The organism is Bacteroidales bacterium (genome assembly GCA_017521245.1).
GTDB lineage: Bacteria > Bacteroidota > Bacteroidia > Bacteroidales > G3-4614 > Caccoplasma_A.
Map to the genome: position 1 here is coordinate 25,212 of JAFXDI010000048.1, position 24,675 is coordinate 49,886.

The 24,675-nt window shown below is 35.2% G+C and carries 13 protein-coding genes; 4 read left to right on the plus strand and 9 right to left on the minus strand.

Annotated features, from left to right (window positions below; all coding sequences use genetic code 11):
- Positions 1 to 76: 76 nt before the first annotated feature.
- Together IKK64_06980 and bamD are read right to left on the minus strand one after the other, a co-directional pair.
- A complete protein-coding gene (locus IKK64_06980) occupies positions 77 to 418 on the minus strand; it encodes a DNA-directed RNA polymerase subunit omega (protein MBR4119802.1) in 342 nt (113 codons plus the stop codon).
- A 12-nt stretch (positions 419 to 430) separates the two neighbouring features.
- Entirely contained in the window at positions 431 to 1,240 is an 810-nt protein-coding gene (bamD, locus tag IKK64_06985) for an outer membrane protein assembly factor BamD (protein ID MBR4119803.1), read from the minus strand.
- A gap of 145 nt (positions 1,241 to 1,385) precedes the next feature.
- Between bamD and uvrB the strand changes: the two genes are divergently transcribed.
- Positions 1,386 to 3,422 carry an excinuclease ABC subunit UvrB gene (gene uvrB / locus IKK64_06990; GenBank protein MBR4119804.1) on the plus strand — a complete coding sequence of 679 codons (2,037 nt, stop codon included), beginning with the start codon at positions 1,386 to 1,388 and terminating at the stop codon, positions 3,420 to 3,422.
- Between the two features lies 1 nt (position 3,423).
- On the plus strand, positions 3,424 to 5,265 hold the full coding sequence (locus IKK64_06995) for a YgiQ family radical SAM protein (protein MBR4119805.1): 1,842 nt from the start codon (positions 3,424 to 3,426) through the stop codon (positions 5,263 to 5,265).
- A 114-nt stretch (positions 5,266 to 5,379) separates the two neighbouring features.
- On the opposite strand, the gene miaA is transcribed toward IKK64_06995, so the two are convergent.
- The 6 genes from miaA to IKK64_07025 form a co-directional block, all read right to left on the minus strand.
- On the minus strand, positions 5,380 to 6,291 hold the full coding sequence (gene miaA / locus IKK64_07000; GenBank protein ID MBR4119806.1) for a tRNA (adenosine(37)-N6)-dimethylallyltransferase MiaA: 912 nt from the start codon (positions 6,289 to 6,291) through the stop codon (positions 5,380 to 5,382).
- A 42-nt stretch (positions 6,292 to 6,333) separates the two neighbouring features.
- A complete protein-coding gene (locus IKK64_07005) occupies positions 6,334 to 8,481 on the minus strand; it encodes a DPP IV N-terminal domain-containing protein (GenBank protein ID MBR4119807.1) in 2,148 nt (715 codons plus the stop codon).
- A 163-nt stretch (positions 8,482 to 8,644) separates the two neighbouring features.
- Complete coding sequence (locus tag IKK64_07010) at positions 8,645 to 11,746, minus strand: T9SS type A sorting domain-containing protein (protein MBR4119808.1); 3,102 nt, start codon at positions 11,744 to 11,746, stop codon at positions 8,645 to 8,647.
- A gap of 45 nt (positions 11,747 to 11,791) precedes the next feature.
- Positions 11,792 to 13,156, minus strand: a complete 1,365-nt coding sequence (locus tag IKK64_07015) for a RagB/SusD family nutrient uptake outer membrane protein (protein ID MBR4119809.1) — start codon at positions 13,154 to 13,156, stop codon at positions 11,792 to 11,794.
- A gap of 22 nt (positions 13,157 to 13,178) precedes the next feature.
- Positions 13,179 to 16,427 carry a SusC/RagA family TonB-linked outer membrane protein gene (locus IKK64_07020; GenBank protein MBR4119810.1) on the minus strand — a complete coding sequence of 1,083 codons (3,249 nt, stop codon included), beginning with the start codon at positions 16,425 to 16,427 and terminating at the stop codon, positions 13,179 to 13,181.
- A gap of 24 nt (positions 16,428 to 16,451) precedes the next feature.
- Positions 16,452 to 19,055 (minus strand): zinc-dependent metalloprotease, encoded by a 2,604-nt coding sequence (locus IKK64_07025; GenBank protein MBR4119811.1) that lies wholly within the window; start codon positions 19,053 to 19,055, stop codon positions 16,452 to 16,454.
- Between the two features lie 299 nt (positions 19,056 to 19,354).
- Here IKK64_07025 and IKK64_07030 point away from each other — a divergent pair, with 299 nt between their 5' ends.
- Both IKK64_07030 and IKK64_07035 read left to right on the plus strand, forming a co-directional pair.
- Positions 19,355 to 21,220: an NAD(+) synthase gene (locus IKK64_07030; GenBank protein MBR4119812.1), complete on the plus strand. Its 1,866-nt coding sequence runs from the start codon at positions 19,355 to 19,357 to the stop codon at positions 21,218 to 21,220.
- 290 nt (positions 21,221 to 21,510) lie between these two features.
- Positions 21,511 to 23,793 (plus strand): NADP-dependent malic enzyme, encoded by a 2,283-nt coding sequence (locus IKK64_07035; GenBank protein MBR4119813.1) that lies wholly within the window; start codon positions 21,511 to 21,513, stop codon positions 23,791 to 23,793.
- Between the two features lie 54 nt (positions 23,794 to 23,847).
- On the opposite strand, the gene IKK64_07040 is transcribed toward IKK64_07035, so the two are convergent.
- On the minus strand, positions 23,848 to 24,549 hold the full coding sequence (locus tag IKK64_07040; protein ID MBR4119814.1) for a methyltransferase: 702 nt from the start codon (positions 24,547 to 24,549) through the stop codon (positions 23,848 to 23,850).
- Positions 24,550 to 24,675: the final 126 nt, after the last annotated feature.

The window sequence follows — 24,675 nt, forward strand, 5'->3', positions numbered from 1 at the left end:
TATATAAATGCAATAAGGAGTTGAGTAAAAAATTTTATTCAACTCCAATATTTAATATTTTACGTTATACTCTGTATTAATCTTTTTTTAGAGATATCTCCTCATCTGCATTACGGAAATATACCTCACCCTTTTTATACTCCTCTATTGCTATTAGAGTTGGTTTTGGCATACGCTCATAGTATTTTGATATCTCAATTTGCTCACGATTTTCAAATACCTCTTCAAGTGAGTTATCTGTTGAAGATGCGTAATCTTGTAGTTTTTTCTCTAAATCTGTTTTTATCTCTGCTGCAATTTGATTTGCTCTTTTTGAGATAATTGCTACTGTCTCATAAATGTTTTCTGTGTCTTTACACAACTCCATTGTGTCGCGTGTTACTGTTGTTGATGGAGCATTTACTTTCTTGAAATCCATATCTAATTTATGTTAATCGTTTACGTATTTTTGTGCTACTTTTAAAATTTTATCTGCCTCTTTTTTATATTTCCCTTCAGGAAACTCGTTTACATAGTTATAATATTCATCTATTACACCTCTGAAACGATCTTTCTTTTTCTCTATCACACTCTTAACTGCTTCTTGATATCTTGAGCGTAATATCATCATCTCAAAATCCTCTTTGTACTTTGTATAGGGATAATCCATTATGGCATTATTTGCAGTTATTATTGCTGCTTGATAATTATTGCCTCGATAATCTCCTAAGTTATAATAGAGTTTTACTGTCAATAACTCTTTTTCTGCTAACTTCTCTTGAAGTTCAAATATCAGATTTTGAATCTCCTCAGCCTTATCACTTTGAGGATAATAATCTAAGAAGTTCTTTAATTCATCTATTGCTTTATAAGTGTCGGTTTGATCCAACTTTGGCTCGGGAGATGCTTTAGAATATCCTATTCCTGTGTAATATCTTGCCAACTCAGCATACTCTCCACGCGGATAGTTTCTATAATATGCCTCAAAGTATGCTCCAGATGATTGATAATCTTTTTGCATATAGGCACTTTGCGCAAGTAAATACAAAGACTCTTCTGCCTTATCAGTACCTTTATAAAGAGTTATCACATCTTTTAGCAAATTATATGTTCTTGCATATTTACCCTGTTCAAAATAGGTTTTAGCATACTCATATCGCAACTCGTAATCGGTACTTTTTAATAATTTATTATACTCGTTACACGACGTTACAACTATACAAATTGCTAATAGTGATAATATTTTTGCTATCTTAGACATAATTCGGTGCAAATTTACAAAAAAATAACCTAATTACAAATGAGAAATGTGTTTTTGTGCATTTTTATATTCTAATTAACTTATTACCTATAAACAACGTTATTTTAGTTAGGTTTTGCTATCTTTGTAAATTGATTATTTTTATATGGACTTTATTCTAAAATCGGATTTTAAACCTACGGGAGATCAGCCTGAAGCAATTAAGACTCTTGTTGAGGGTATAGAACAAGGATTACCTGCCCAAACTCTGCTTGGAGTTACAGGATCGGGTAAAACTTTTACTATGGCCAACGTTATCAAAGAGGTAAAGAAACCGACTCTTATTTTAAGCCATAATAAAACTCTTGCCGCTCAACTTTATAACGAGTTTAAAGGTTTCTTTCCTGAGAATGCAGTTGAGTATTTTGTTTCGTATTACGACTACTACCAACCTGAGGCCTATATCCCAAGTTCTGATTTATATATTGAGAAAGACCTTGCTATAAACGAAGAGATTGACAGGTTAAGATTATCAACTACTTCTGCTCTCTTATCTGGAAGAAGGGATGTTGTTGTGGTCTCATCTGTATCGTGTCTTTATGGCATTGGAAATCCACAGGATTTTAACAGTAATCTTATTCACATTAGTTGTGGTGACAAAATGGAGCGTAACAACTTTTTACGTTTGCTGGTTGATGCTCTATATTCAAGAAATGAGACAGAGGTTGTCAGAGGTACTTTCAGAGTTAAAGGCGACACTGTTGATATTTATCTTGCCTACGACAATATTATTTTACGTGTTATGTTCTGGGGCGAGGAGATTGATTCAATTGAAACAATTGACCCTTCAAACGGAAGAGTAACAGGAAACTTTTCATCGTTTAACATATACCCTGCAAATCTGTTCATTACATCAAAGGAGCGTATTAACAAGGCTCTTGCTCAGATTGATATAGATTTGAGCAGGCAAGTTGTATTCTTTAATAGTGTTGCCAAAGAGGTAGAGGCTAAGAGAATATATGAGCGCGTATCGTACGATATGGAGATGATTAAGGAGATTGGATATTGCTCTGGTATTGAAAACTATTCACGATATTTTGACGGCAGGGAGGAAGGTTCTCGACCATTCTGTCTGCTTGACTATTTTCCTAAAGATTTTTTGCTTATTATAGACGAAAGCCATGTTACAGTTCCTCAAATAAGAGGTATGTATGGTGGCGATCACTCTCGCAAACTAAATTTGGTTGAATACGGATTTAGGCTTCCTGCCGCAATAGACAACAGACCTCTCAAGTTTGAAGAGTTTGAGGCTCTTACTCCTCAGACTATTTATGTTAGTGCAACTCCTGCTGATTATGAATTGGAGAAATCAGAGGGTGTTGTTGTTGAACAGATTATCAGACCAACAGGATTGTTAGACCCTATTATTGAAGTAAGACCAAGCCTTAATCAGATTGATGATATGTTAGAGGAGATTCAACTCCGCATTGAACGCAACGAGAGGGTTATGGTTACAACTCTGACAAAGAGAATGGCAGAAGAACTAAACTCTTATCTCCTACGCTCAGGCATTAGAAGTAACTACATTCACTCTGATGTTGAGACTTTTGACCGCGTTGAAATTTTAGCAGGTCTAAGAAATGGTGCATACGATGTTTTGATTGGCGTAAATCTCTTAAGAGAAGGTTTAGATTTACCAGAAGTCTCTCTTATGATTATTTTAGATGCTGATAAAGATGGTTTCCTAAGAAACGAAAGAGCATTAACTCAAACTGCGGGAAGGGTTGCTCGTAACATTAACGGTATGGTTATTATGTATGCTGACAAGATTACCAAAAGCATGAAAAAAACCATAGATGAGACTAATCGAAGACGGGAGAAACAGATGAAATACAATAAAGAGCATGGTATCACGCCTCAAGCAATAAAGAAATCTCAAACATCTGTATTAGCGGGTAGCAGTTCTTCTAAAATCAAAGATAATATTGCAATATATAATAAAGAGTTTGATAACGAAATAAATATTGCAGCAGATCCAATTGTTGCATATATGGATAAAGAGTCATTGAAGGCATCTATTGAGAAATGTAGAGAATCTATGGGAAAAGCAGCAAAAGAATTGGATTTTATTGAGGCTGCTCGTTTGAGAGATGAGTTGTTAAAATTGGAGGAGTTATATAAAGAGAAATTTGGAGAGAGTTAAGATGGCACACAATAATAAACCGGATTTAAAATTATGGTTACCAACCACAAAAAAAGAGATGGATATTCGTGGCTGGGACTATGTTGATGTTATTATTTTTAGTGGTGATGCATACGTTGATCACCCTTCGTTTGGTGCCGCTGTTATAGGTAGAACTCTCGAAGCAGAAGGTTTACGTGTTGCCATTGTTCCTCAACCTAACTGGCGTGATGATTTACGTGATTTTAAGAAGTTAGGAAAACCACGTTTATTCTTTGGCGTTTCGGCTGGTGCAATGGACTCAATGGTCAATCACTACACTGCAAACAAAAGACTTAGAAGCGATGACGCCTACACTCCTGATGGCAAGGCTGGTATGCGACCCGACTACCCTACTATTGTTTATAGTAATATTTTAAAAGAGTTATATCCCGATACTCCAATAGTTATTGGTGGCATTGAAGCTTCTATGAGAAGATTGGCTCATTACGACTACTGGCAAGACTCATTTAGAAAGAGTATTTTGATTGATAGCAAGGCCGATATTCTTGTTTACGGTATGGGCGAAAAACCTATTAAAGCAATTGCAAAGGAGTTGGCTGATGGTAAAAATATATATGAACTTAAAGATATTCCTCAAACCGCAGTATTAGCGAATGTTGATTCGGCTAAAAACGATGATAAGAATATTACACTACATTCGTATGAGGTTTGTTTAAAAGATAAGCGTAAGGATGCTGAGAATTTTAAAATAATTGATGAAGAGAGTAATCGTGTAACAGATATTACTCTTTGGCAAACATATAATAATTGTGCAGTAAAGGTTAATCCTCCTTTTGAACCTATGACAGAAGAGGAGATTGATGCTTCATTTGATTTACCATACACAAGATTACCACACCCCAAATACTCAGGAAAGAGTTTATCTGCATACGAAATGATAAAATTCTCTGTTAATCTGCACAGAGGTTGTTTTGGCGGTTGTGCATTTTGTGCCATTGCGGCTCATCAAGGAAAACATATTACTTCGCGTTCGGAACGTTCAGTTTTAGAAGAGGTTAAACAACTTACATTAATGCCCGACTTTAAGGGTTATTTATCGGATTTAGGCGGACCTTCTGCCAATATGTATAAAATGGGTGGCAAAAATAAAGAGATGTGCAAAAGATGTAAACGTCCATCATGCTTACACCCCAAGATGTGTAAAAACTTAAAGTGCGATCACTCTCATCTTATTAACTTATATAAGAAGGTTGATGCTATAAAAGGTATAAAAAAGAGTTTTATTGGTAGCGGTATAAGGTATGATATGCTTATGCACCGATATGATGATGAGAATATGAATATTGCTGCCAAACAATATACCGAAGAGGTTATCAGCAAACACGTTTCAGGTCGTTTAAAGGTTGCTCCTGAGCATACATCTGATAGTGTTCTTAATATAATGAGAAAGCCTTCATTTGCTCTGTTTGGTGAGTTTAGAAAGATATTTGACAAAACCAATATTAAATATGGTCTAAACCAACAAATTATACCCTACTTTATATCAAGCCATCCGGGTTGTTCTCTCGTTGATATGGCTGAACTTGCCGTTATTACAAAAGGATTGGATTTTAAACTTGAGCAGGTACAAGACTTCACTCCTACTCCTATGACACTATCAACAGAAATATTTTATACTGGAATAAATCCATATACTGGAGAGGAGGTATATACTGCTAAACGCAAAGAGGATAAACTGGCTCAACGTGAATTTTTCTTTTGGTATAAACCTGAGAACAGGAATAATATAAGAAATACTCTTAAACGTATTGGAAGAGAGGATTTAGCAAATAAACTTCTTGGCAACAAAAAGAGAAAGTAGATATTAGTTGTCGACTATGACGAACTACGGATAGTTATTCGTTAACAAGTACTCGTCATTGAATATGTTCACACTCAACAATGATTAAACAAGTTTATCATTGTATTCGTTTATTCACAGTTTTGTCAGGTCTAATATTCGGGCAACTTTTTCATCAAGAGGCAGATTATAATCTATCCAGTTAATTTTAAAACCTCTGCGTTCCATTCCTCTAAACCATGTCATTTGACGTTTTGCAAATTGGTGAATGGCTATTTCCAACCCCGATACCATCTGCTCGTATGTTGTTTTACCTATAACGTATTCGGTTAGATATTTATACTCTAAACCATAATAGATTAAATCCTCTGGGGCTATTCCTTCGTTAAGCAAAGACTCCACCTCTGCAACCATTCCATCCTCTAAACGTTGATGCAAGCGTTTAGATATATTTGCTCTGCGTGTTTCTCTATCAATATCAATAGCAACCAGTAATGTATCAAGGGGTGTATCTTCTAACTCAGGCTGAGGTAATGTTTTATAATATTCGGCTATCTCTATTGCTCTTATTGCACGTTTGCAACTATCAACATCTGTTGTGTTGTGCAGTGTTTTGTATTGCGATAATATTGAAGTAAGTTCCTCTAAAGTTTTATCAGCGAGTGAGTCCCGAAGTTCTTTATTTTCAGGCACCTCAGGCATTGCATACCCTTTTAGTACAGTTTCGACATACAAACCTGTTCCTCCACATATTATTGGGAGTTTGCCTCTTGACTGAATATCTTTTAGAGCATTTGTAAAATCTCGCTTATATTGGTATAGATTATATTTATATCCGGGCTCACAAATATCAATAAGGTGATAGGGTATCTGCTTTCCGTTACAGGTATATTCATTTATATCTTTTCCTGTACCCAAATCCATACGGCGGTAAATCTGACGTGAATCGGCAGAGATTATCTCTCCTCCTGTTTCGTACGCTAATTTTACAGCCAACGATGTTTTTCCTGATGCTGTTACTCCTATTATAGTTATAGTTTCTGCCATTAATTTACCAATATAAGAATAAACTTAAAGAGTATATATATTCTATTTAGTATTTCTCTTTATAAAGTCACATATTCTTGTGTATAGATGTAATCTGTTTTCATATCCCAAGATAGAGTGATTACAATCGGGATAGAGTTGCATATCAAACTGTTTTCCGGCGTTTATAAGTGCAGTTGTATATTGCATTGTATTAATCAAACGAACATTGTCATCGGCTGTTCCAGATATTAACAATAGATTTGAGTTCATATCTGAAGCCTTTTTTAGGGGAGAGGTTATCTCATATCCACTCTTATTTGCTTGGGGAGTATTCATATAACGCTCTGTATATATTGCATCGTACAAGTGCCAATCTGTTACCGGTGCTACTGCCACTGCATTAGCAAAAACACCTTTACTTGTTGATGCTGACATAAGTGATGTATATCCGCCAAAACTCCAACCATATATTGAAATATTGTTTTTATCAACGTATGGTAGGGTTGATAGATATTTTGCAGCAGATATTTGGTCTTGACTCTCATATAGACCCATTTGTCGGTATATACAATGAGAGAATTGTTCTCCTCTTCCTCCTGTTCCTCGAGGATCAACACATACTACTAAATATCCCTCTCCTACTATATGATGAAGCCAATCAAATGCCTCCCAACGATTAAGAACTCGCTGTGACCCGGGTCCGCTATATTGCATCATAATAACTGGGTATTTTTTATCAGCAGAGAAATCAAGAGGTTTCAGCATATATCCGTTTAGTTCTACTCCCTCAGGTGTTGTAAAAGTAAAAAACTCTTTATCAGTAAATTTAACACCTTGCAACTCTTTGTTATCAGCAATAGTTTTTATTGTTTTGCCAGTTGTTGCTTTTAATGTTATTTGATATGGGGTTGAGATGTTTGAATACGACACTATATAATGTGTTGCTGTTGGATTCAACTGAGCAGTTACATAGCCACCTCCTTTACTCAACATTGTTGTTTTACCGCTTGTATCAACTTTGTATAGGGCACTATATATTGCTCCTTCGGGATTTCCTGTATAGTAGAAGTTCTTTTTGCCGTCTGAGCCCAAAAATGAGATAACATCCCATTTCCCTTTTGTTAATTGACGTATAAGTTTTCCGTTTGTTGAGTATTGATATAGATGACGGTTTCCGTCCCTCATTGAGGGCATTACAAAGTATGAGTCAAAGAACATTATATTATTGTAACTCTTCTCATCTACCCATGTTTTACTACTCTCTTTTACTAACAGTTTTGAAACTCCTGATTTAGGATTAACGCTATATATATTTAACAGATTCTGCTCACGATTTAAAGTCATTACAGCAAGTGATGTTGAATCACGTGTAAATAGTATGCGTGGAATATATCCTCCCTCTTCTACTGGAACATCCATTTTCTTAACCACTCTTGACTCTACTGTATATGTATATACTTCGGTTAGAGAGCAATCTGCTCCTGATACTGGATATTTATATGAATACTCTTGAGGATAAGCGTTATCTTGAGGTTGATATATTTGCATTGATGTACGATTTACATTACCCTCGTTTGTTCTTAAGAAGGCTAATGTTTCGCTGTCTGATGACCACGATAAAGAGTTTACAAAACGGAACTCCTCTTCGTATGCCCACGATGTAACTCCATACATAAGAGTATCTTGTTTTGCTCCGCGTGTTACCTCTGATTGAGAGTCGTAATCTAATTTTTTAAGATATACGTTGCCATCCATTACAAACGCTACCATACGTCCGTTTGGAGAGAATGTTGCTATTTGTTGTTTACGACTATCTTTTGTTAAAGGTTTTACTAAATTACGTTTAACTTCAACTGTATAATATTTAGCCTTATACGATATACGATATATCTTCTCTTTTTCGGTATGAAGTAGAATATATCTGAAATCTTGACTCATATCAAACCCTTCAAAGGTGCGGAATTTACAATCTCTGGCAGTTGATGTATTAAAAAGAGTATCAACTACCTTTCCTGTACTATACTCACACTTGAATATCATTGATTTTTCAGGATTTGCAATAGCATAATATTTACCATCTGCAGATGATACAACATTGGGCATTGTGGTTGCCTTATATTTATTTGATGCTACCTCCTCTAATGTTATTGCCGAAATTGAAAATAGAGTTAGAGTTAATGCAAAGAGTGTTATAAATATCTTTTTCATAGTAGGTTTATTCTTTATATATCTTTACAAAGGTAGATAAAAATTAGGAATATTGCACCATTCTTTAATATTATAAGAGTCAAATATATTTAAATAGTGTAATAAAAAAATTGAGGTTGCTCGAGAGCAACCTCAATTTCGTTTAATATTTAAAGATGTTAGATTATTTTACAAACTTAACAACTTCGCTTCCTGCTTTTAGAATATATACACCTTTGTTCAATCCCTCTGTTGCAATCTCTGTTGCTGCTTTAACTGCTTTAACACAACGTCCTTGTACATCGTAGATTTGAGCATCAACAGCCTCTGTAAAGATATACATTCCGTTAGCGTATGTAATGTTTGAAGTTCCGTCAACAACTGACTCTTCAATACCTACTAACTCCTCAAATGAGTAGTATGCAACGTTTGTTGTCTCTGTAAAGTTTACTAATGCTGCATAGTCATCGCAATATGCTGTTGCCATTGCTGGACGTGCAACACCAAGACTCATATTACCCTCTGATGAAACATTGTAGTTAAGATTTTCAGTAACTTCATCTTCATTCATATCAATTACAGCACCTGTTACATAAACGTTTCCTTTATAAAGAATCATACCTGTTGCAACCTCATAATATGTATTAGTAGCTCCCTCGTCTTTTGCATCTGTAGCAGTCCAAGTTGCAGATAAATCAGATGCATTTAGACATACTGCAAAGATATCTGAAGCGCCTGCTGCTGTAGTTGTATTAGCAAAAGCAAATGTTTCATTGAATGTTCCTGCAATATAGATATTTCCTGCATATACATCCATTCCTGAAATTACATTAAATACATTATATGTCCCTGTTGTAATATTTGAGAATTTTTTAGTTTCAAGAGTTGCTCCAACTTTTGCAACTACTGCTCCATGCTCTGTATTTCCTTCTGAATCAATAGCAAAAGAGAATGTTTCTGATCCTACGGGTGTTGTTAATGCCAAATTTCCATATCCGAATGCAGATACATAAACTTCACCATCTTTAACTGCAAAGTTAAATGACTCTACTGATGATGCAGAATCCGCACCATCAACAGCCATTGATAACTCTGCCTCTTTTGCAATAGCAATCATATCTGTATCAAATGAAACAACTGCATTACTTGGAATATCCATATATGCACTCCAGAAATAGAACATATATTTAGCTTCTAAAGTAACAGTATCAATAGTAACATCTCCATTATATGTAAATTGAACATATACTTTTTCTCCCTCTGATACAATCTTATTTATTGAAACATATGGCACACCACCCCAATATTCGGCTGAAGTATCATAACCTGCAACAGCATCGAATGTATTTACAGATAACAAGTTTCCGTTAGCATCATATTTTGCCAAGAATGATGATGGTCGCTCCATTGACCAATCTCCAGTTGCTCCTGTTATTGTTTCATAGTCTCCTGTTTGTCCTTCAATATCTGTGATATATGCCTCATCTGTGAATGAACCTGCAACATATAAATTTCCTTCTGCATCAGTTGTCATAGCAGTTAATGCAATTGAGCCATATAGAGCGAAAGCAAATTTTTCATTTCCTGCTACATCATATTTAGCAACGTATGCTCCAATACCTAATGAACCAATTGTTGTACCAGCAAAGTCAAAATCTTGTGTTTGTGTTCCTGATACATATAAGTTACCATCAGCATCCATTGCTGCAGGAGATGCTGGGTTAGCATCTGTTGCCCCTACTGCTGAAATTGATGAATTCCAAACATTTGTTTTTAAGATTTCGCCATTGATTACCTCAACAGTCTCCTCATTTACTAACTCTTGAACAGGAATTGTTCCATAATATAGAGCAGAACTAGTTGAATTATTTAGTATATATGCAGCATTGGTCCCATTATATGCAACTGCTGTTGCTTGCTCTGTATCCAATGATGATACCTCTCCTGCAAATGAAACTAATTGATTACTTGTTGAAACAACAGCATTACCTGATACTTTTTTAACTGCTGTTACCATACGAACTTCGTTAGGGTATATCATTGCTCCGACAATTGATTCGTATTGTTGATTAACTTCATCATTTTTATCTGGTGTTGTTACAACCCAATTAGTAGATAAAGTTGACGTTGCTAAAGATGCAACATAAATATCTGAAGTAGATTTTTCTGCATCACCATCTAATGTTGACAAAGTATTATCTAATGGACAATATCCGCGGAATGTTCCTGTAATATAGAGATTATCTCCTATAACCTCCATATTTTCAACTTTGTTGTATGAAGTTACTGATAATGATGTTGATACATTATTATAAACCTTAACAGCCTCTATTGCTCCAACTTTTGCAATAATCATTCCATATTCATTAGTTCCCATTCCATCCATTGCAAAAGTTACATCTTGTGAAGAGTTTGCTGTTTGAATTGTTAAATCGCCAAAACCAACAACAGATACATAAGCATTTCCGTCTTCAACTGTAAAGTTTATATCATTTATTCCTCTAGAAACTGATGCATTGTCTTCTTTAACTGATGCATTTACAATCAAAGCTGAAGGTGCAAGTGTTGTATTATTCAAGGCAATGACTGCTCCACTTGTTGTATCTAAGTAGTCACCAAATCCCATACTATTAAATAGATATTTTGCATCAAGAGAAAAACCTCCCAAAGTTACATCTCCGTTGTATGTAAATGATACATAAAGAGCATCTCCTTCAACTTGAATATTATTGATTGATATTTCAGCTGGATAACCGAAATACATATATGAATCGTTTACTGTTGCATCAACAGTAGCCTCACATGCTTGTGCCGCAATCAAAGTTCCTGTTGCACTATATTTTGCAATAAACGCTGCTGTTTGAGAATCTGAGTTTGATGACACCAAAGATATTTGATTTTCAGTTACATCACAAACTAGAATTTCATCAGCAAATTTACCTGCAACATACAAGTTTCCTTCAGCATCAGTATCCATCGCAGTAATTGTTGCTGGTCCTTGAATTGCAGTTGCCCATTGCTCTGCTCCTGTTGCATTGTATTTAACAATGTATTGTGCTAATCCTATTGGTTCTAATGATGTTGAGCCAAATGTCGCAGTTGTTGTTAATGCACCTGATACAAATAGGTTTCCGTTGTCATCAATTGCCATTACACCGTTTGTTGCATCTTCGGCTGCAGCAACTGTAGTGAGTGTTTTATTCCACTCTTTTGTACCCAATACTTGGGCATTAATTGCTGTTACTGACAATAGTGCAACAGCAACAATAAGTAATAGTTTCTTCATAAGCCTTAAAAAATTAAGTTAATAAAATTATTAATATTATATTGTTTAATTATTCCAAATTTCCAACTCAGGATTAGCCTCTACGGCTTCTTGTGGGAAACGTAATGTATAACGCTCATCCGATTGTTCTAATGTATATGTCTCTTGTGTTTTATCTGCAAGTGTATATACCTTTATTATTTCAGGTTGAGTTGTTCTACGCAAATCAAACCAACGATGTCCTTGATATGCCATCTCTCTTTGACGCTCTGCGGCTATCTCAACTCTTAAAGCGTCTTGATCTAATCCGTCAAGTGCTGCTGAATATGTTGTATAGTTATTTGGTTTATAGCGTTTTTGCATAAGGGCTTTGATATATTTTAAAGCATCGGCAGTTTCACCTAACTCATTTGCCGCCTCTGCTGCTATCAAATAGAACTCTCCTACACGGAATGTGCAACGCTCTTTATCGTAATTACCTTTCTCTTTACGCAACACCCATTGTTTTATTGTTTTTGCTTTGAAATAGGTACTCTTGCGTTGGTCTCCTGTTCGATACATTGATAACAATTCGGGGTTTACATATCCTAATGCCGAAATATTTGTTGTAATTACTTGCTCCAATGCCATAATTGATTCAACAGATTCATAACTTATTGGTTTTACTGTTGTTGATGACGACAAGTCTTGAAGATCGGGATATAAATCAAGTACATTTTCTGCTTCATCAAATGCCAATTGCCAGTTACCCATATAGAGTGCTACCCTTGCTCTTAATGCACTTACTGTATTTTTACTGAAACGGTAACTATATCCTTTTTCCCATTTCTCAACATTCATATAATCTTCGGCAGTTTCAATGTCTTCCAAAATTTGTTTATAAACTTTGGCAACACTGCTACAACGTAAAATTGCATTTACATCTGCTTTTAATTGTAAGGGTATTCCGCGTGTTGTTTCGGGTTCACAATTTGTGTATGCTGGCGCATATAGGTTTACCAATAGGAAGTGCATATATGCTCGTAACATATAACTCTCTCCTACCAATTGTTTAATCTCTGCATCGGTTGCATCTGTTATTTCTGATTGGTGTTCTATCACATAGTTTGCTATGTAACATGTGTGATAATATCTACGCCATCCGAAATATAGAGAGGTTGGGTTACGATTGTAATCGGTCCAGTTCCATATATCGAAATATGAATCATAATCGTATCCTGTCAATGTAGAAGCATCTGCTGCCATTTCATCACTACGAAGAGTTGTTAATCCTCTGTCCTCTGGTATATGGTCATAGACGTATGTCAATAACGCTCTATACTCTTCGCCTGTTTGTGCTATTACTTTTCCTGTTGGACGTATATCAAGGAAATCATTACAACTTGTTAAAATTAACGCTACTAATGCTATTGCTATATATTGTAGTTTCATATTTTATTCCCTTTCGTATGGTTTAGAAATTTACATTTAAACTGAATATAACACTCTTTGGTAGTGGTGTTGCGTATGGGTTACCCATTGTTTCGGGATCTAAATAGTTGGTGTAATCTCCTGCTATTACAAATAGGTTACGTCCCTCTAATGATACTGATGCTGAACGTACTCCCAATTTTGTTAACCAGTCACCTTCAAATCTGTATCCTAAACGGATACTTTGACAACGCATATAGTTGCACTTCTTAACCCAAGTGTCTAACATAGAGAATGAACCGTAGTTTTCATAGAAGTTAATCTCTGAGTTATGTACTCCATCGGCAACCATAAGTGTTGGTAAATATGTATCGGTATTTGTTGGTGTCCAACGATTCAATATGTCTTCATTTGTATTTAAACCTCTATCAAAATATAGTGGGCTATATGATGGTTGAACTCTCACTTTTCCTCCAAAGTTGAAAGTAAAGTTTACATTCAAGGTCCAGTTTTTATACTCAAAGTTGTTTATAAATCCTCCTGAGATAAGGGGATCAGCAGATCCCATATATGTGTAAAGTTCTCTTTGCTCTGCTGCAGTTAATTGACTCGCTCCGTTTTTATCTAATTTAAAGAACTCTTGGGCAGATACTGCGCGTCCGTCTTTTGTTTTGTATAGTGGATATCCTTGTTCATCCAACCCCGCTGTTTCGTATGCAAAGATTGCTCCTACCGGGTATCCTTCGCGTGATGGATATGTTGAGTTCTCGGCAACTGTCTCCTGTAATACAGTGTTTACGTTGTAACCAATGTTGATATTGGTTGTCCAACTGAAGTTTGGTGTATATACGTTACGTGTTGCTAATCCGACCTCAAATCCTTGATTCTTCATACTTGCCCAGTTAATGGTTGTTGAAGAGAATCCTGTTTCCAATGGTAACATTCTCATGCCGATAAGGTCGGTACTTTTACGGTAGTAATAATCTACTGTAAGAGCTATTGCTCGGTCTAATACTGCTATATCAAATCCAGCATTAATGTTTTGTGTCTTTTCCCAACGCAAATCGGGGTTAGGTGCTGTTTCACTCTCAATAACATCCTCTATGTAGTCGGGTAAAATTTGTATCTTATCAAATTTTCCTACTAAATAAGGAGATGTGTTTTTATCAATATTTCCTTGTAGTCCGTAAGACAATCGGAGACTTAAGTCGTTAATCTGTTTTACTCCTTTTAACCAATACTCCTCTTTCATACGCCACAATCCACTGACTGAGTATAGTGGCAAGAATCGATACTCTTTTGCTACTCCAAATACGTCTGAACCATCAAAACGGATACTTCCGCCAAGTGTAAATCGGTCTTTAAATGTATATGATGTTGTTGCAAAGAATGATGCGTATGCATTCTCTGTAAATGTTTCTGATGATAATGGATTTGATTCTGCCAAATCTTGTGTTGGGAAGATAACCGGCTGAATTGTTAGGGTTCTTGGATCGTATCCGTATGCAAGTGTATAGAAAGTCTCTGCATCTACTTTACGCAACTCTGCTCCTAACATTACCTCAAAATCGTGATACTTACGATATGTTTGTTTATATTCTGCCAAAGTTTTCCATGTCCACTGCGTTGTGTGTCCTTGGTTTACTTTGTGCATTCCTCCTTCAGGTAAGAATGTTACTCCATTGTATCGTTTGTCGTACTTCTCATATCGCATTGCATAACTATTTTCAGCAGCATAGCGCTCAAGTTTGTAACCATCGTATTGGAGTCCGAATTGTGTTGATATTTTAAAATATTCATGAAGACGAAGTTGTCCGTCAAATATAGCCATCAAAGAACGGTCGATACGTTGGTTTGAGGTATTTGCTCGCTCCTCCATTATATTAAAGTCCAAATCTGTTTCTGCTCTACCTTCTACGTTTTTATCGTAAACATAGTTTCCATCATTATCGTATATTAATTGGTATGGATTTGCTATACGAGAATAGTATATAGGATTGGTAAAACTGTTGTAATCTGTTAAATATGTGTCTGTTTTACGTTGGTTGGCATATACTGATGCTCCCAATTTTAAGTATTTGTTTATTCGATAATCGGTTTTCAATGTCATATTGAAACGATTGTTTTCAACTCCTCGTACATTACCTTGCTCATCGTACCAACCAACCGATGTGTAGTAGTTTACTTTTTCTGTTCCACCTGAAAGACTTAAATAATACTCTTGGTTTAATACTGTACGGAAAAGTGCATCGTTCCAATCGGTATTAATTCCGCGTAAATCATTTATTTGTTTTTTAGCCTCAGGTGATAATACATCCCATCCTCCTTGTTGATATGCAGCAGTTTCTCCTAAGGCATTAAGGATTTCTGCTACACCTCCTTTATTTTCTCGATATGAGTAGTCTGTTCTCAACAAATCTAACTCTAATCCAACTTTTTGATCTGAATTTAAAAGATTCAAACGATCAAGACTTAATCGTGGATTTACTGTTAATTTGGCAGATAGGTTAATTTGAGGTTTTCCTACTTTTCCTTTTTTGGTAGTAATCACAATTACTCCATTTGCTGCTCTTGCTCCGTATATGGCTGTTGCAGCAGCATCTTTCAATACTGTGATATTTTCAATATCTGCGGGGTTAATACCTGCAATTGATGTTTGATAGATATTATCAATATCTTTTAACTCTTCCATTGCTGGCACATCTGTTCCCTCCAATGGTATTCCGTCTAACACCCACAATGGATCTTGTGTTCCATTCATTGACGCAGTACCACGTATTCTAATTTTTACTGGTGCTCCTGGTGCTCCTGATGAAGACATTGTTGAAAGTCCTGCTACTTGTCCTGCAAGTGCTTGGTCAATGTTTTTTATTGTTCCAACTTTCTCCTCTGAGATTCCTACTGTAGTTACTGATGCAGTTAACTTTCGGCGTTCAATATTTTGATAACCTGTTACTACAACCTCATCCATTACTTTTGAATCGGCTCTTAAAATAACATTATAGTTACTCTTATCACCAACCTTTACATATTGGGTTGCATAACCAACAAAAGTTACATAGAATCCTTTTACTTTATCAGACACAGATATTGAGAAGTTTCCATCTATATCAGATACCGTTCCTGCCGCTGGATGATTTTTATCAGAAAACTCCATCCTTATAGCCGCACCTATTAAAGGTTCGTTATTAAAATCGCCATCAAGAACCCGTCCTGTAATAGTTCTTGTTTGTGCCACCATCGCTAATGTTGATAATATAAACAACATTAATGTGCATAAAATCCTATTCATATATAATATATAGTTATAAATCTGCTATTTTTCTAATCCAAGTGCTGCTTGGATACGCATTATCATATCTTGATAATGCAATTTTACTGCTTTGTCTGCTGTATTTGATTTACTTTTTATTAGTTTCAATATATCCATTAATTCTCCTCGCTTGATACTTAATGCATCACTTTCGCGATCTAATTGTGCTGTACTTGTAAGTATTAATCGGGGTGATGATGATAATCCTATCTCCTCCATTGATGCTTGGCTACATATCATTGAGTGACAATTATTATCTATTATAGGATGACTTGAATATAATTCTTTACTTGATTTATTTATTTTTATTCCTTGACTTTCTGACGCCGCAGTAATAAGTGCATCCACAAAACTTTTTTGTATTGCACGCTCCATAATATCAGGATTTTGTCCTTTTATTGTTTTTGCAAATATGTGTTTGTGTAACATATCAAACATTTCATACGCAGAGAACGCTTTTTTGCCATTTTTGTATTCATTCTCCAACATACGATATATACGCTCATTATTTAGCAAATCCCAGAACATATAATTGTATTGATTACGATATGATACGTGTGGGTGTTGTTCCATTGTTCCCAATGGGGTATCGCGTAATATATATGTATAGTTTAATACATCGGCATCGTATAACCATGCCGGATATGTAAAGACTTCGTCAATTAAGAATTGTAAAGCATCTTTTTGAAGTTCTTTTTCAACGTAGGTATAGGTTGGTTGCCCGTCTCCTACTATTGTATTCTCTAAATACATTCCTCCAATATTAGCCAACACGTGGTATTGATACAGACTCCATTGGAATATTATTCCTGAATAGAATCGTGCAGCATCATCGTAAGTTTGAGCAGACGATCCGTTTTTAGTCCACTCTACTATATTAGGCATTATCTGTTTTAGATTCTTGATTGCTAATCGTGCAGCTTCCATGGCATTATCTCCTAAATCTTCGCTCATTGCTCGAGGATCAATTGCTGTACGTGCAGCTTGAGCCTCACTGTAACGATATAATGGAGAATTATGTTCTTTAAGAAACTCTTCTAATTTTACTTTTGCCTCTTCTTCTGTGGGATACCAACGATAACCCCACTCTATTGCCATTAAATCGTAGGCTCCAATATGTGGAGATAATATCTTTATGTCATCCTCTGGTTGTGCTATGTAGTTAAAACGAGCATAATCCATTATTGATGATGATGTTCCTCCTATTCTATCGGTGAAAGTTCTTGATCGTAACGAATCAACAGAATAGGCTGCTGATGCTCTCATATTGTGGCGTAATCCCAAAGAGTGTCCTACTTCGTGACATGCTACAAAACGTGCTGCATCACCCATAATTTCATCGGGTAATACAAATGCTTGTGCAGCAGGATTTACAGCAGATGTTTGAACCATTATCCACTCCTTTAATAGTGATTGTACATTATGCCACCATATTATATCTGCCTCCAATATCTCTCCTGAACGAGGATCGATTGTTGAGGGACCCATTGCATTTGCCTTAGTTGATGCAGCATGAGTGAACACCGAATATTTCATATCATCACCCTCAGCAGCAATGCTATCAGTATAATCTTTTACTCTTATTGCATTTTTAAATCCTGCTTTCTCAAATGCTTCATTCCACTCCAATATACCTTCTTTTATATAAGGTTGTAGTTTTGTGGGCATAGATGGGTCAATATAGAATACTATTGGTTTAACAGGCTCTACCAACTCACCTCTTGCATAAGCCTCTTTATCTGATGGCTCTAATCTCCAGCGAGTTATATATCTTTTACGCTCTACTGATTGTTGCTCATCGCTATATTTTAATGCTCCTGTTGAGAAATATCCTACCCTATTTATCTCTTCTCGTGCCATCATTGGGACTTCAGGTAATAGGGTTAATGTTGAACTTACTACTGTTGTTATATTAACTTTTGTATTCCCTTCAGATACTTTTGTTGTTAATTCTGAAGTTGTTGTAAGACTATTTTCAAACGATTTTACACTTATTATTCGAGATAATTTTGCTGCAACTGGTGTTCCTAAATTGATTTTTCCGTAAACGTCATTGATGCAGTTGTCTGTTCCGTTGAACAAGTCATTTATTTTTATTACTACCGATTGACTATCAGGAGAGACTGTCTCTACTTTTATTCGTGCCAATATAGGATCAATGTAGTTATCTTTTACCGATTGACTGATTGCATCATTTTCTGAAAATTCGGGTGATTTTCGAGTTTGTCGGATTGTAACATTTTTAAGATTATCCTCGCTATCAAAACTTATTATCTGATTTTGATATACAATTCCTTTATTTATTCCTGCAACATTTAACTCTTGCTGTACTTGTTGCATTCTATTAACCACCAAGAATTGACGACTAAATAGTTTTTTTGGTATTTCTATATAGAAAGTATCGCCTTTTGCAATAACATTTACAACTCCCGACATATCTAAAGAGTCTCTTCCTGTCATTTTTTTATACTCAGACTCTTTGACAACCTCCTCTGTTTTTGCTTTTTTGCGGTTTATTTTCTTTGCCGTTCCTACGGCAAATGCAGCCTCATTTGTGAATAAATATGCAAAAGCAAATATTACAACAAAAACTAATAACTTTCTCATTTTCTTTAATTTAAATTACAAACTCCACTATTTATCATCTCCTTTTTATACAAAAAGCATACTTAAATTTCTGGAAATTACGATAAAATCCATATATGTTTAAGGTACAAAAATACATTAATAAAATTAAATGTAAAAATTTTTTGCGATACAATTATCATATAATAAGTATAATTAATATCTTTGTGTAAGCATTTAAAGCATTATCGTGTACATAATTAATATTTATACATCATTAATATATTTTTGTACAATTATGCCTTTTTATGCACTATTGTTGTATATATTAATATTGTTATATGGAGTGTGTATTTAACAAAGTTGCTGCCGCAACCCCTCTTTTAAAGGTTGCAGACACAAATTATAATGCTGAAAAAATTATTGAGATTATAAATGATGCTACAAAAAAGGGTGCTGAAATTATTGTTTTCCCCGAACTTTGTATAACATCTGCCTCTTGCGGAGATATGTTTTGGAATGTTTCTTTACTTATATCTGCAAAAAATGCCCTCACAAGAATTATTGAAGAGACAAAAAATTTAAACTCAACTAATATTGTTGGCTTGCCTATTGCTGCTAATGGAAAAATTTATAATTGTGCAGTGGCTTTTAAGAAGGGACAAATTATCAATGTTACTTCTAAAAAGTTCTTATCTCATAACGAAAGCAGATGGTTCTCATACACTGATAATCCAACAGAGATTTTTAGAGAGCTTAGCAACATAAATATCCCAAATTCCAATAACAATAATATATCTATTGCTATTGGTAAGGATTTAGCTGAATATTCTGCTAACTACACAAATGAGATAGTTGTTGTTACGTTTGTTTTTCCTGAGATCATAGGATATTATAACAGTATTCAAAATACGCTAAAATCAATATCAAAGAAAAAAAACAATGTTATAATATTTGCATCGGCAGGAATGGGTGAATCTTCGACCGACTATGCATACGCTGGAGCAACTCTTATTGTTGAAAATGGTAAGATATTGGCAGAGGGAGAAAGATTTAGTTATAAGAACTCATTCATTATTTGTGATATTGATTTAAATCAATTAAAACGAGAGAGGAACAATAACGAAAATTCTACTAAATCATCAAATATTGAAACTAAAAATAATATTGAGTTCTCATCCGTGGATAATTATAAGAATATATCAGGTGGTAAAATAAGACAAAACCCTTTTATTCCGGATGATAAAGATGCTCTATCAAAAAGGTGCGAAGAGATATTCAACATTCAAACTCATGCTTTAATTAAAAGATTTGAACACACTTATTGCAATAAAGCCGTTATAGGAATTTCTGGTGGATTAGATTCTACCCTTGCTCTCCTTGTAGTTGTTAATGCTTTTGACAAAATGGGCATTGACAGAGCAAATATTACCGCTATAACAATGCCCGGATTTGGTACGACAAACCGAACATATAATAATGCGGTGAATATGATTAAAGAGTTGGGGGCAACATTTAAAGAGATCTCTATTAAGGATGCTTGTCTGCAACACTTTAAGGATATTGAACACGATATTAATATTCACAATGTTACTTACGAAAACTCTCAGGCTCGTGAACGTACTCAAATTTTAATGGACTATGCCAATAAAACTGGAGCTTTACATATGGGTACTGGTGATATGTCGGAACTTGCATTAGGATGGGCCACATATAATGGAGACCATATATCAATGTATAACGTAAACTGCTCAATTCCTAAAACTCTTGCTAAATATATGGTTGCTTGGGTTGCTCAAAATAACAAGGGTGCCATAAGAGATATTTTAATGGATGTGGTTAATACTCCTATATCTCCGGAACTTACTCCTGCCGATGAAAATGGAAATATTAAACAGAAAACGGAAGATATTGTTGGACCTTATGAACTGCATGATTTCTTTATATATTATTTACTTCGTTATAAGTTTTCTGTTAAACAAATATTCTCTCTTGCAAAAACTGCATTTGAAGGTAAATATGAAAGCGACTATATAAAGCATTGGTTAAGGATATTTATCAGAAGATTCTTTACTCAACAATTTAAACGATCTTGTTTGAATGATGGTCCAGCAGTAGGTATTATTTCTCTTTCTCCACGTGGAGGATTAAATATGCCAAGCGATATGTCTCCTAATATATGGTTAGAAGAATGTGACAAATTGTAAATCGTCAGATACATATTCTAATTCTAAGAAATTATATACATTATTTATATATACAATTATTACCTCGCTATTATTTTAGTGGGGTAATTGTTTAAATATCATACTTTAAAGAACAAAATTTGATTATTTTGTTAAAATTAACTTCAAAATTTATCCTTAAAATAAATATTTTATTACTTTTGCAACTTCAAAATTTAAAATTTAAATATCGCTATTTTAATTAATATATATAAGTAACGATATTATTACAAGTAACAAAATATAACTAATAAAGTAAAATTAATTAGATTATGTCAAAAATTACAAAAGAGGCTGCTCTTGAATATCACCGCAGTGGCAAGCCCGGAAAGATTGAAGTTATTCCAACAAAACCTTATAGTACTCAAACCGATTTGTCTCTTGCATACTCTCCGGGCGTTGCAGAGCCTTGCTTAGAAATTGAAAAGAATCCACAAGACGCATACGAATATACCGCTAAAGGAAATCTTGTTGCTGTAATCTCTAATGGCACCGCTGTTTTAGGATTGGGAGATATAGGTGCTCTTGCAGGAAAACCTGTTATGGAGGGTAAAGGTTTATTATTCAAAATCTTTGCTGATGTTGATGTGTTCGATATTGAGGTAGACGAAAAAGATCCTGAAAAATTCATTCAAGCAGTTAAAGCAATTGCCCCAACTTTTGGAGGTATAAACTTAGAGGATATTAAGGCTCCTGAATGTTTTATTATTGAAGACAGACTTAAAGCAGAGTTAAACATTCCTGTTATGCACGATGACCAACATGGTACTGCAATTATCTCAGGTGCCGGTTTGATTAATGCTTTGGAACTTCAAGGTAAAAAAATTGAGGATGTTCGCTTAGTTGTAAATGGTGCCGGTGCTTCGGCAACCTCTTGTACAAGATTGTATATGAGTTTGGGTATCAGACGCGAGAACATTGTAATGGTTGATAGTAAAGGTGTTATCAACAATAAGCGTCAAAACCTTACTCCTCAAAAGCAAGAGTTTATGACAACTCGCGACATAAACACTTTGGAGGAGGCAATGGTTGGTGCCGATGTATTCTTAGGTCTTTCAAGAGCAGATGTTCTTACTCAAGATATGATTCGTTCAATGAACAATAAACCTATTGTTTTTGCTTTGGCAAATCCAAATCCTGAGATTGCTTATGACAAAGCGAAAGAATCTCGCCCTGACTTGATTTTTGCAACAGGACGCTCGGACTATCCTAACCAAATTAATAACGTATTGGGATTCCCTTATATATTCAGAGGTGCATTGGATGTTCACGCTTCGGCTATCAACGAAGAGATGAAACTTGCTGCAGTTTATGCTATTGCAGCTCTTGCTAAAGAAAGAGTTCCTGATGTAGTTAATGCTGCTTACAACATTAATAAAATAAGTTTTGGTCCTGAATATATTATTCCTAAAGCTCTTGACCCACGTCTTCTTACTTGTGTTGCTCCCGCTGTTGCGAAAGCTGCCATGGATAGCGGTGTTGCGGCTAAACCAATTACCGATTGGGAGGCTTACAAAGATAGTTTGAGAGCAAGAATGGGATACGATAATAAACTTATACGCCGATTAACAGAGACCGCAAAAGCAAATCCTAAACGCGTTGTATTTGCAGAAGCTAACCACGTTAATATGCTTACTGCTGCTGTTACTGCATACAAAGAGGGAATATGTACTCCTATTCTATTGGGTAACGAAGAGATGATTGCAAAAACTGCTGCACAAAACAATCTTGATCTTAGTGATATTGAGATTGTTAACCTTCGCCACGACAGAGAGGCCGACAGACGTTGCAAGTACGCTGGCATTCTTTCTCAAAAACGTCAACGAGAGGGTGTTACTTTTGCTGAAGCATACGAGAAAATGTTTGACCGCTCATACTTTGGTATGATGATGGTTGAGTGTGGTGATGCAGACGCGTTCATTACTGGTACTTATACGAACTATACAGAAGCTATAAACATTGCAAAAGATGTTATTGGAATACGCCCTGAGTACAAACATTTTGGAGCAATGCATCTTGTTTCAACAAAAAGAGGTACATTCTACCTTGCAGACACATTAGTTAATAGAAATCCAGACGACGAGGCTCTTGTTGATATTGCAAGACTTTCGGCACACACACTTAACTTCTTTGCAAAAGACCCAGTTATGGCAATGATCTCTTACTCTAACTTTGGTGCAGATAAGGATGGCAGCCCTGCTCAAATACATAAAGCAGTTAAGAGATTGCACAACGAATATCCCGAACTTGTTGTTGACGGAGAGATGCAACTTAACTTTGCGATGGATAAAAAACTTAGAGATGAAACTTTCCCATTCACCAAATTAAATGGAAAAGATGTAAATACTCTAATATTCCCTAATTTAAGTGCTGCTAACACAGCATGTAAAATTCTATTGGAGTTTGGTGTTAATGACTCGGTTGGTCCTATTCAAATGGGATTGAACAAACCTATACACTTTACTGATATAGAGAGTTCTCCTCGCGATATAGTAAACCTTACAACCGTTGCAGTTATTGATGCAATTGTTGAAGAAAAACTTCACCAAAAATAGGTTTTGATAAGAGATAATTATAGTAAAGGGGTGCATTAATGCATCCCTTTACTTTTATAGATAAAAATCTTTTGTTAGTTCTTTATAGTCAGCAGAATAAGAACCATCTCTATTTGATATAATCAGCGTATCTATTGAAAACTGTGTTTGTACTCGCTCCCACTCCGTTAATACTCGCTTTGGTTCTGTTCCTTCGATAGTTACCACCCATGTTAATCGGCGAAGATAAAATCCGTTTAGGAGTGCTGTTTGCGCAACAAATGAATAATTATCAGCAGGGGATATCATTGCAAATATTGTATTTGGGTTACTTATTTTTGCTACTCCTTGAAATAGTGTTTCAAAATTTAATGATGATGTATTTCGTGCCGATGCTCGTTTAAAATCAGGAGAGAGGGTATCTTCAGTAAAAAATGGGGGATTTGAAACTATTGTGTCATATATTCTGCCACAATTACCTGAATAACTGACAAAATTTCCTAATATAGGATTGAGAGTACTATTCCACCCGGATAATTCAAAATTTTTTTTTGAATCTTTTATTGCTCCTTCATCTATGTCAATTGCATCAATATACAAACCTCCTCCGCTACGTTGAGCCATTATTAAAGACAATATTCCCGATCCGCAACCAATGTCTAATATGGCAGACTCTTTAGGTGGCAAGGTTAACCATGCACCAAGTAATACCCCATCGGTACCCACTTTCATGGCAGAATTTTGATCGTGTATTGTAAAATATTTAAACTTAAACATAGATTTGACAATATTTATACAAATGTAATCTATTTTTTATTTTTGATGATAGAAGCGAGATTAAAATAAACTATTAACTAAAAAAGAGTGACAGAAAAAAACTTTGGCACAACTATTGCATTATAT

Coding starts and splice junctions, on each gene's coding strand:
- IKK64_06980 (MBR4119802.1), bottom strand. CDS start 418: ATGGATTTCAAGAAAGTAAATGCTCCATCAACAACAGTAACACGCGAC.
- bamD (MBR4119803.1), bottom strand. CDS start 1,240: ATGTCTAAGATAGCAAAAATATTATCACTATTAGCAATTTGTATAGTT.
- uvrB (MBR4119804.1), top strand. CDS start 1,386: ATGGACTTTATTCTAAAATCGGATTTTAAACCTACGGGAGATCAGCCT.
- IKK64_06995 (MBR4119805.1), top strand. CDS start 3,424: ATGGCACACAATAATAAACCGGATTTAAAATTATGGTTACCAACCACA.
- miaA (MBR4119806.1), bottom strand. CDS start 6,291: ATGGCAGAAACTATAACTATAATAGGAGTAACAGCATCAGGAAAAACA.
- IKK64_07005 (MBR4119807.1), bottom strand. CDS start 8,481: ATGAAAAAGATATTTATAACACTCTTTGCATTAACTCTAACTCTATTT.
- IKK64_07010 (MBR4119808.1), bottom strand. CDS start 11,746: ATGAAGAAACTATTACTTATTGTTGCTGTTGCACTATTGTCAGTAACA.
- IKK64_07015 (MBR4119809.1), bottom strand. CDS start 13,156: ATGAAACTACAATATATAGCAATAGCATTAGTAGCGTTAATTTTAACA.
- IKK64_07020 (MBR4119810.1), bottom strand. CDS start 16,427: ATGAATAGGATTTTATGCACATTAATGTTGTTTATATTATCAACATTA.
- IKK64_07025 (MBR4119811.1), bottom strand. CDS start 19,055: ATGAGAAAGTTATTAGTTTTTGTTGTAATATTTGCTTTTGCATATTTA.
- IKK64_07030 (MBR4119812.1), top strand. CDS start 19,355: ATGGAGTGTGTATTTAACAAAGTTGCTGCCGCAACCCCTCTTTTAAAG.
- IKK64_07035 (MBR4119813.1), top strand. CDS start 21,511: ATGTCAAAAATTACAAAAGAGGCTGCTCTTGAATATCACCGCAGTGGC.
- IKK64_07040 (MBR4119814.1), bottom strand. CDS start 24,549: ATGTTTAAGTTTAAATATTTTACAATACACGATCAAAATTCTGCCATG.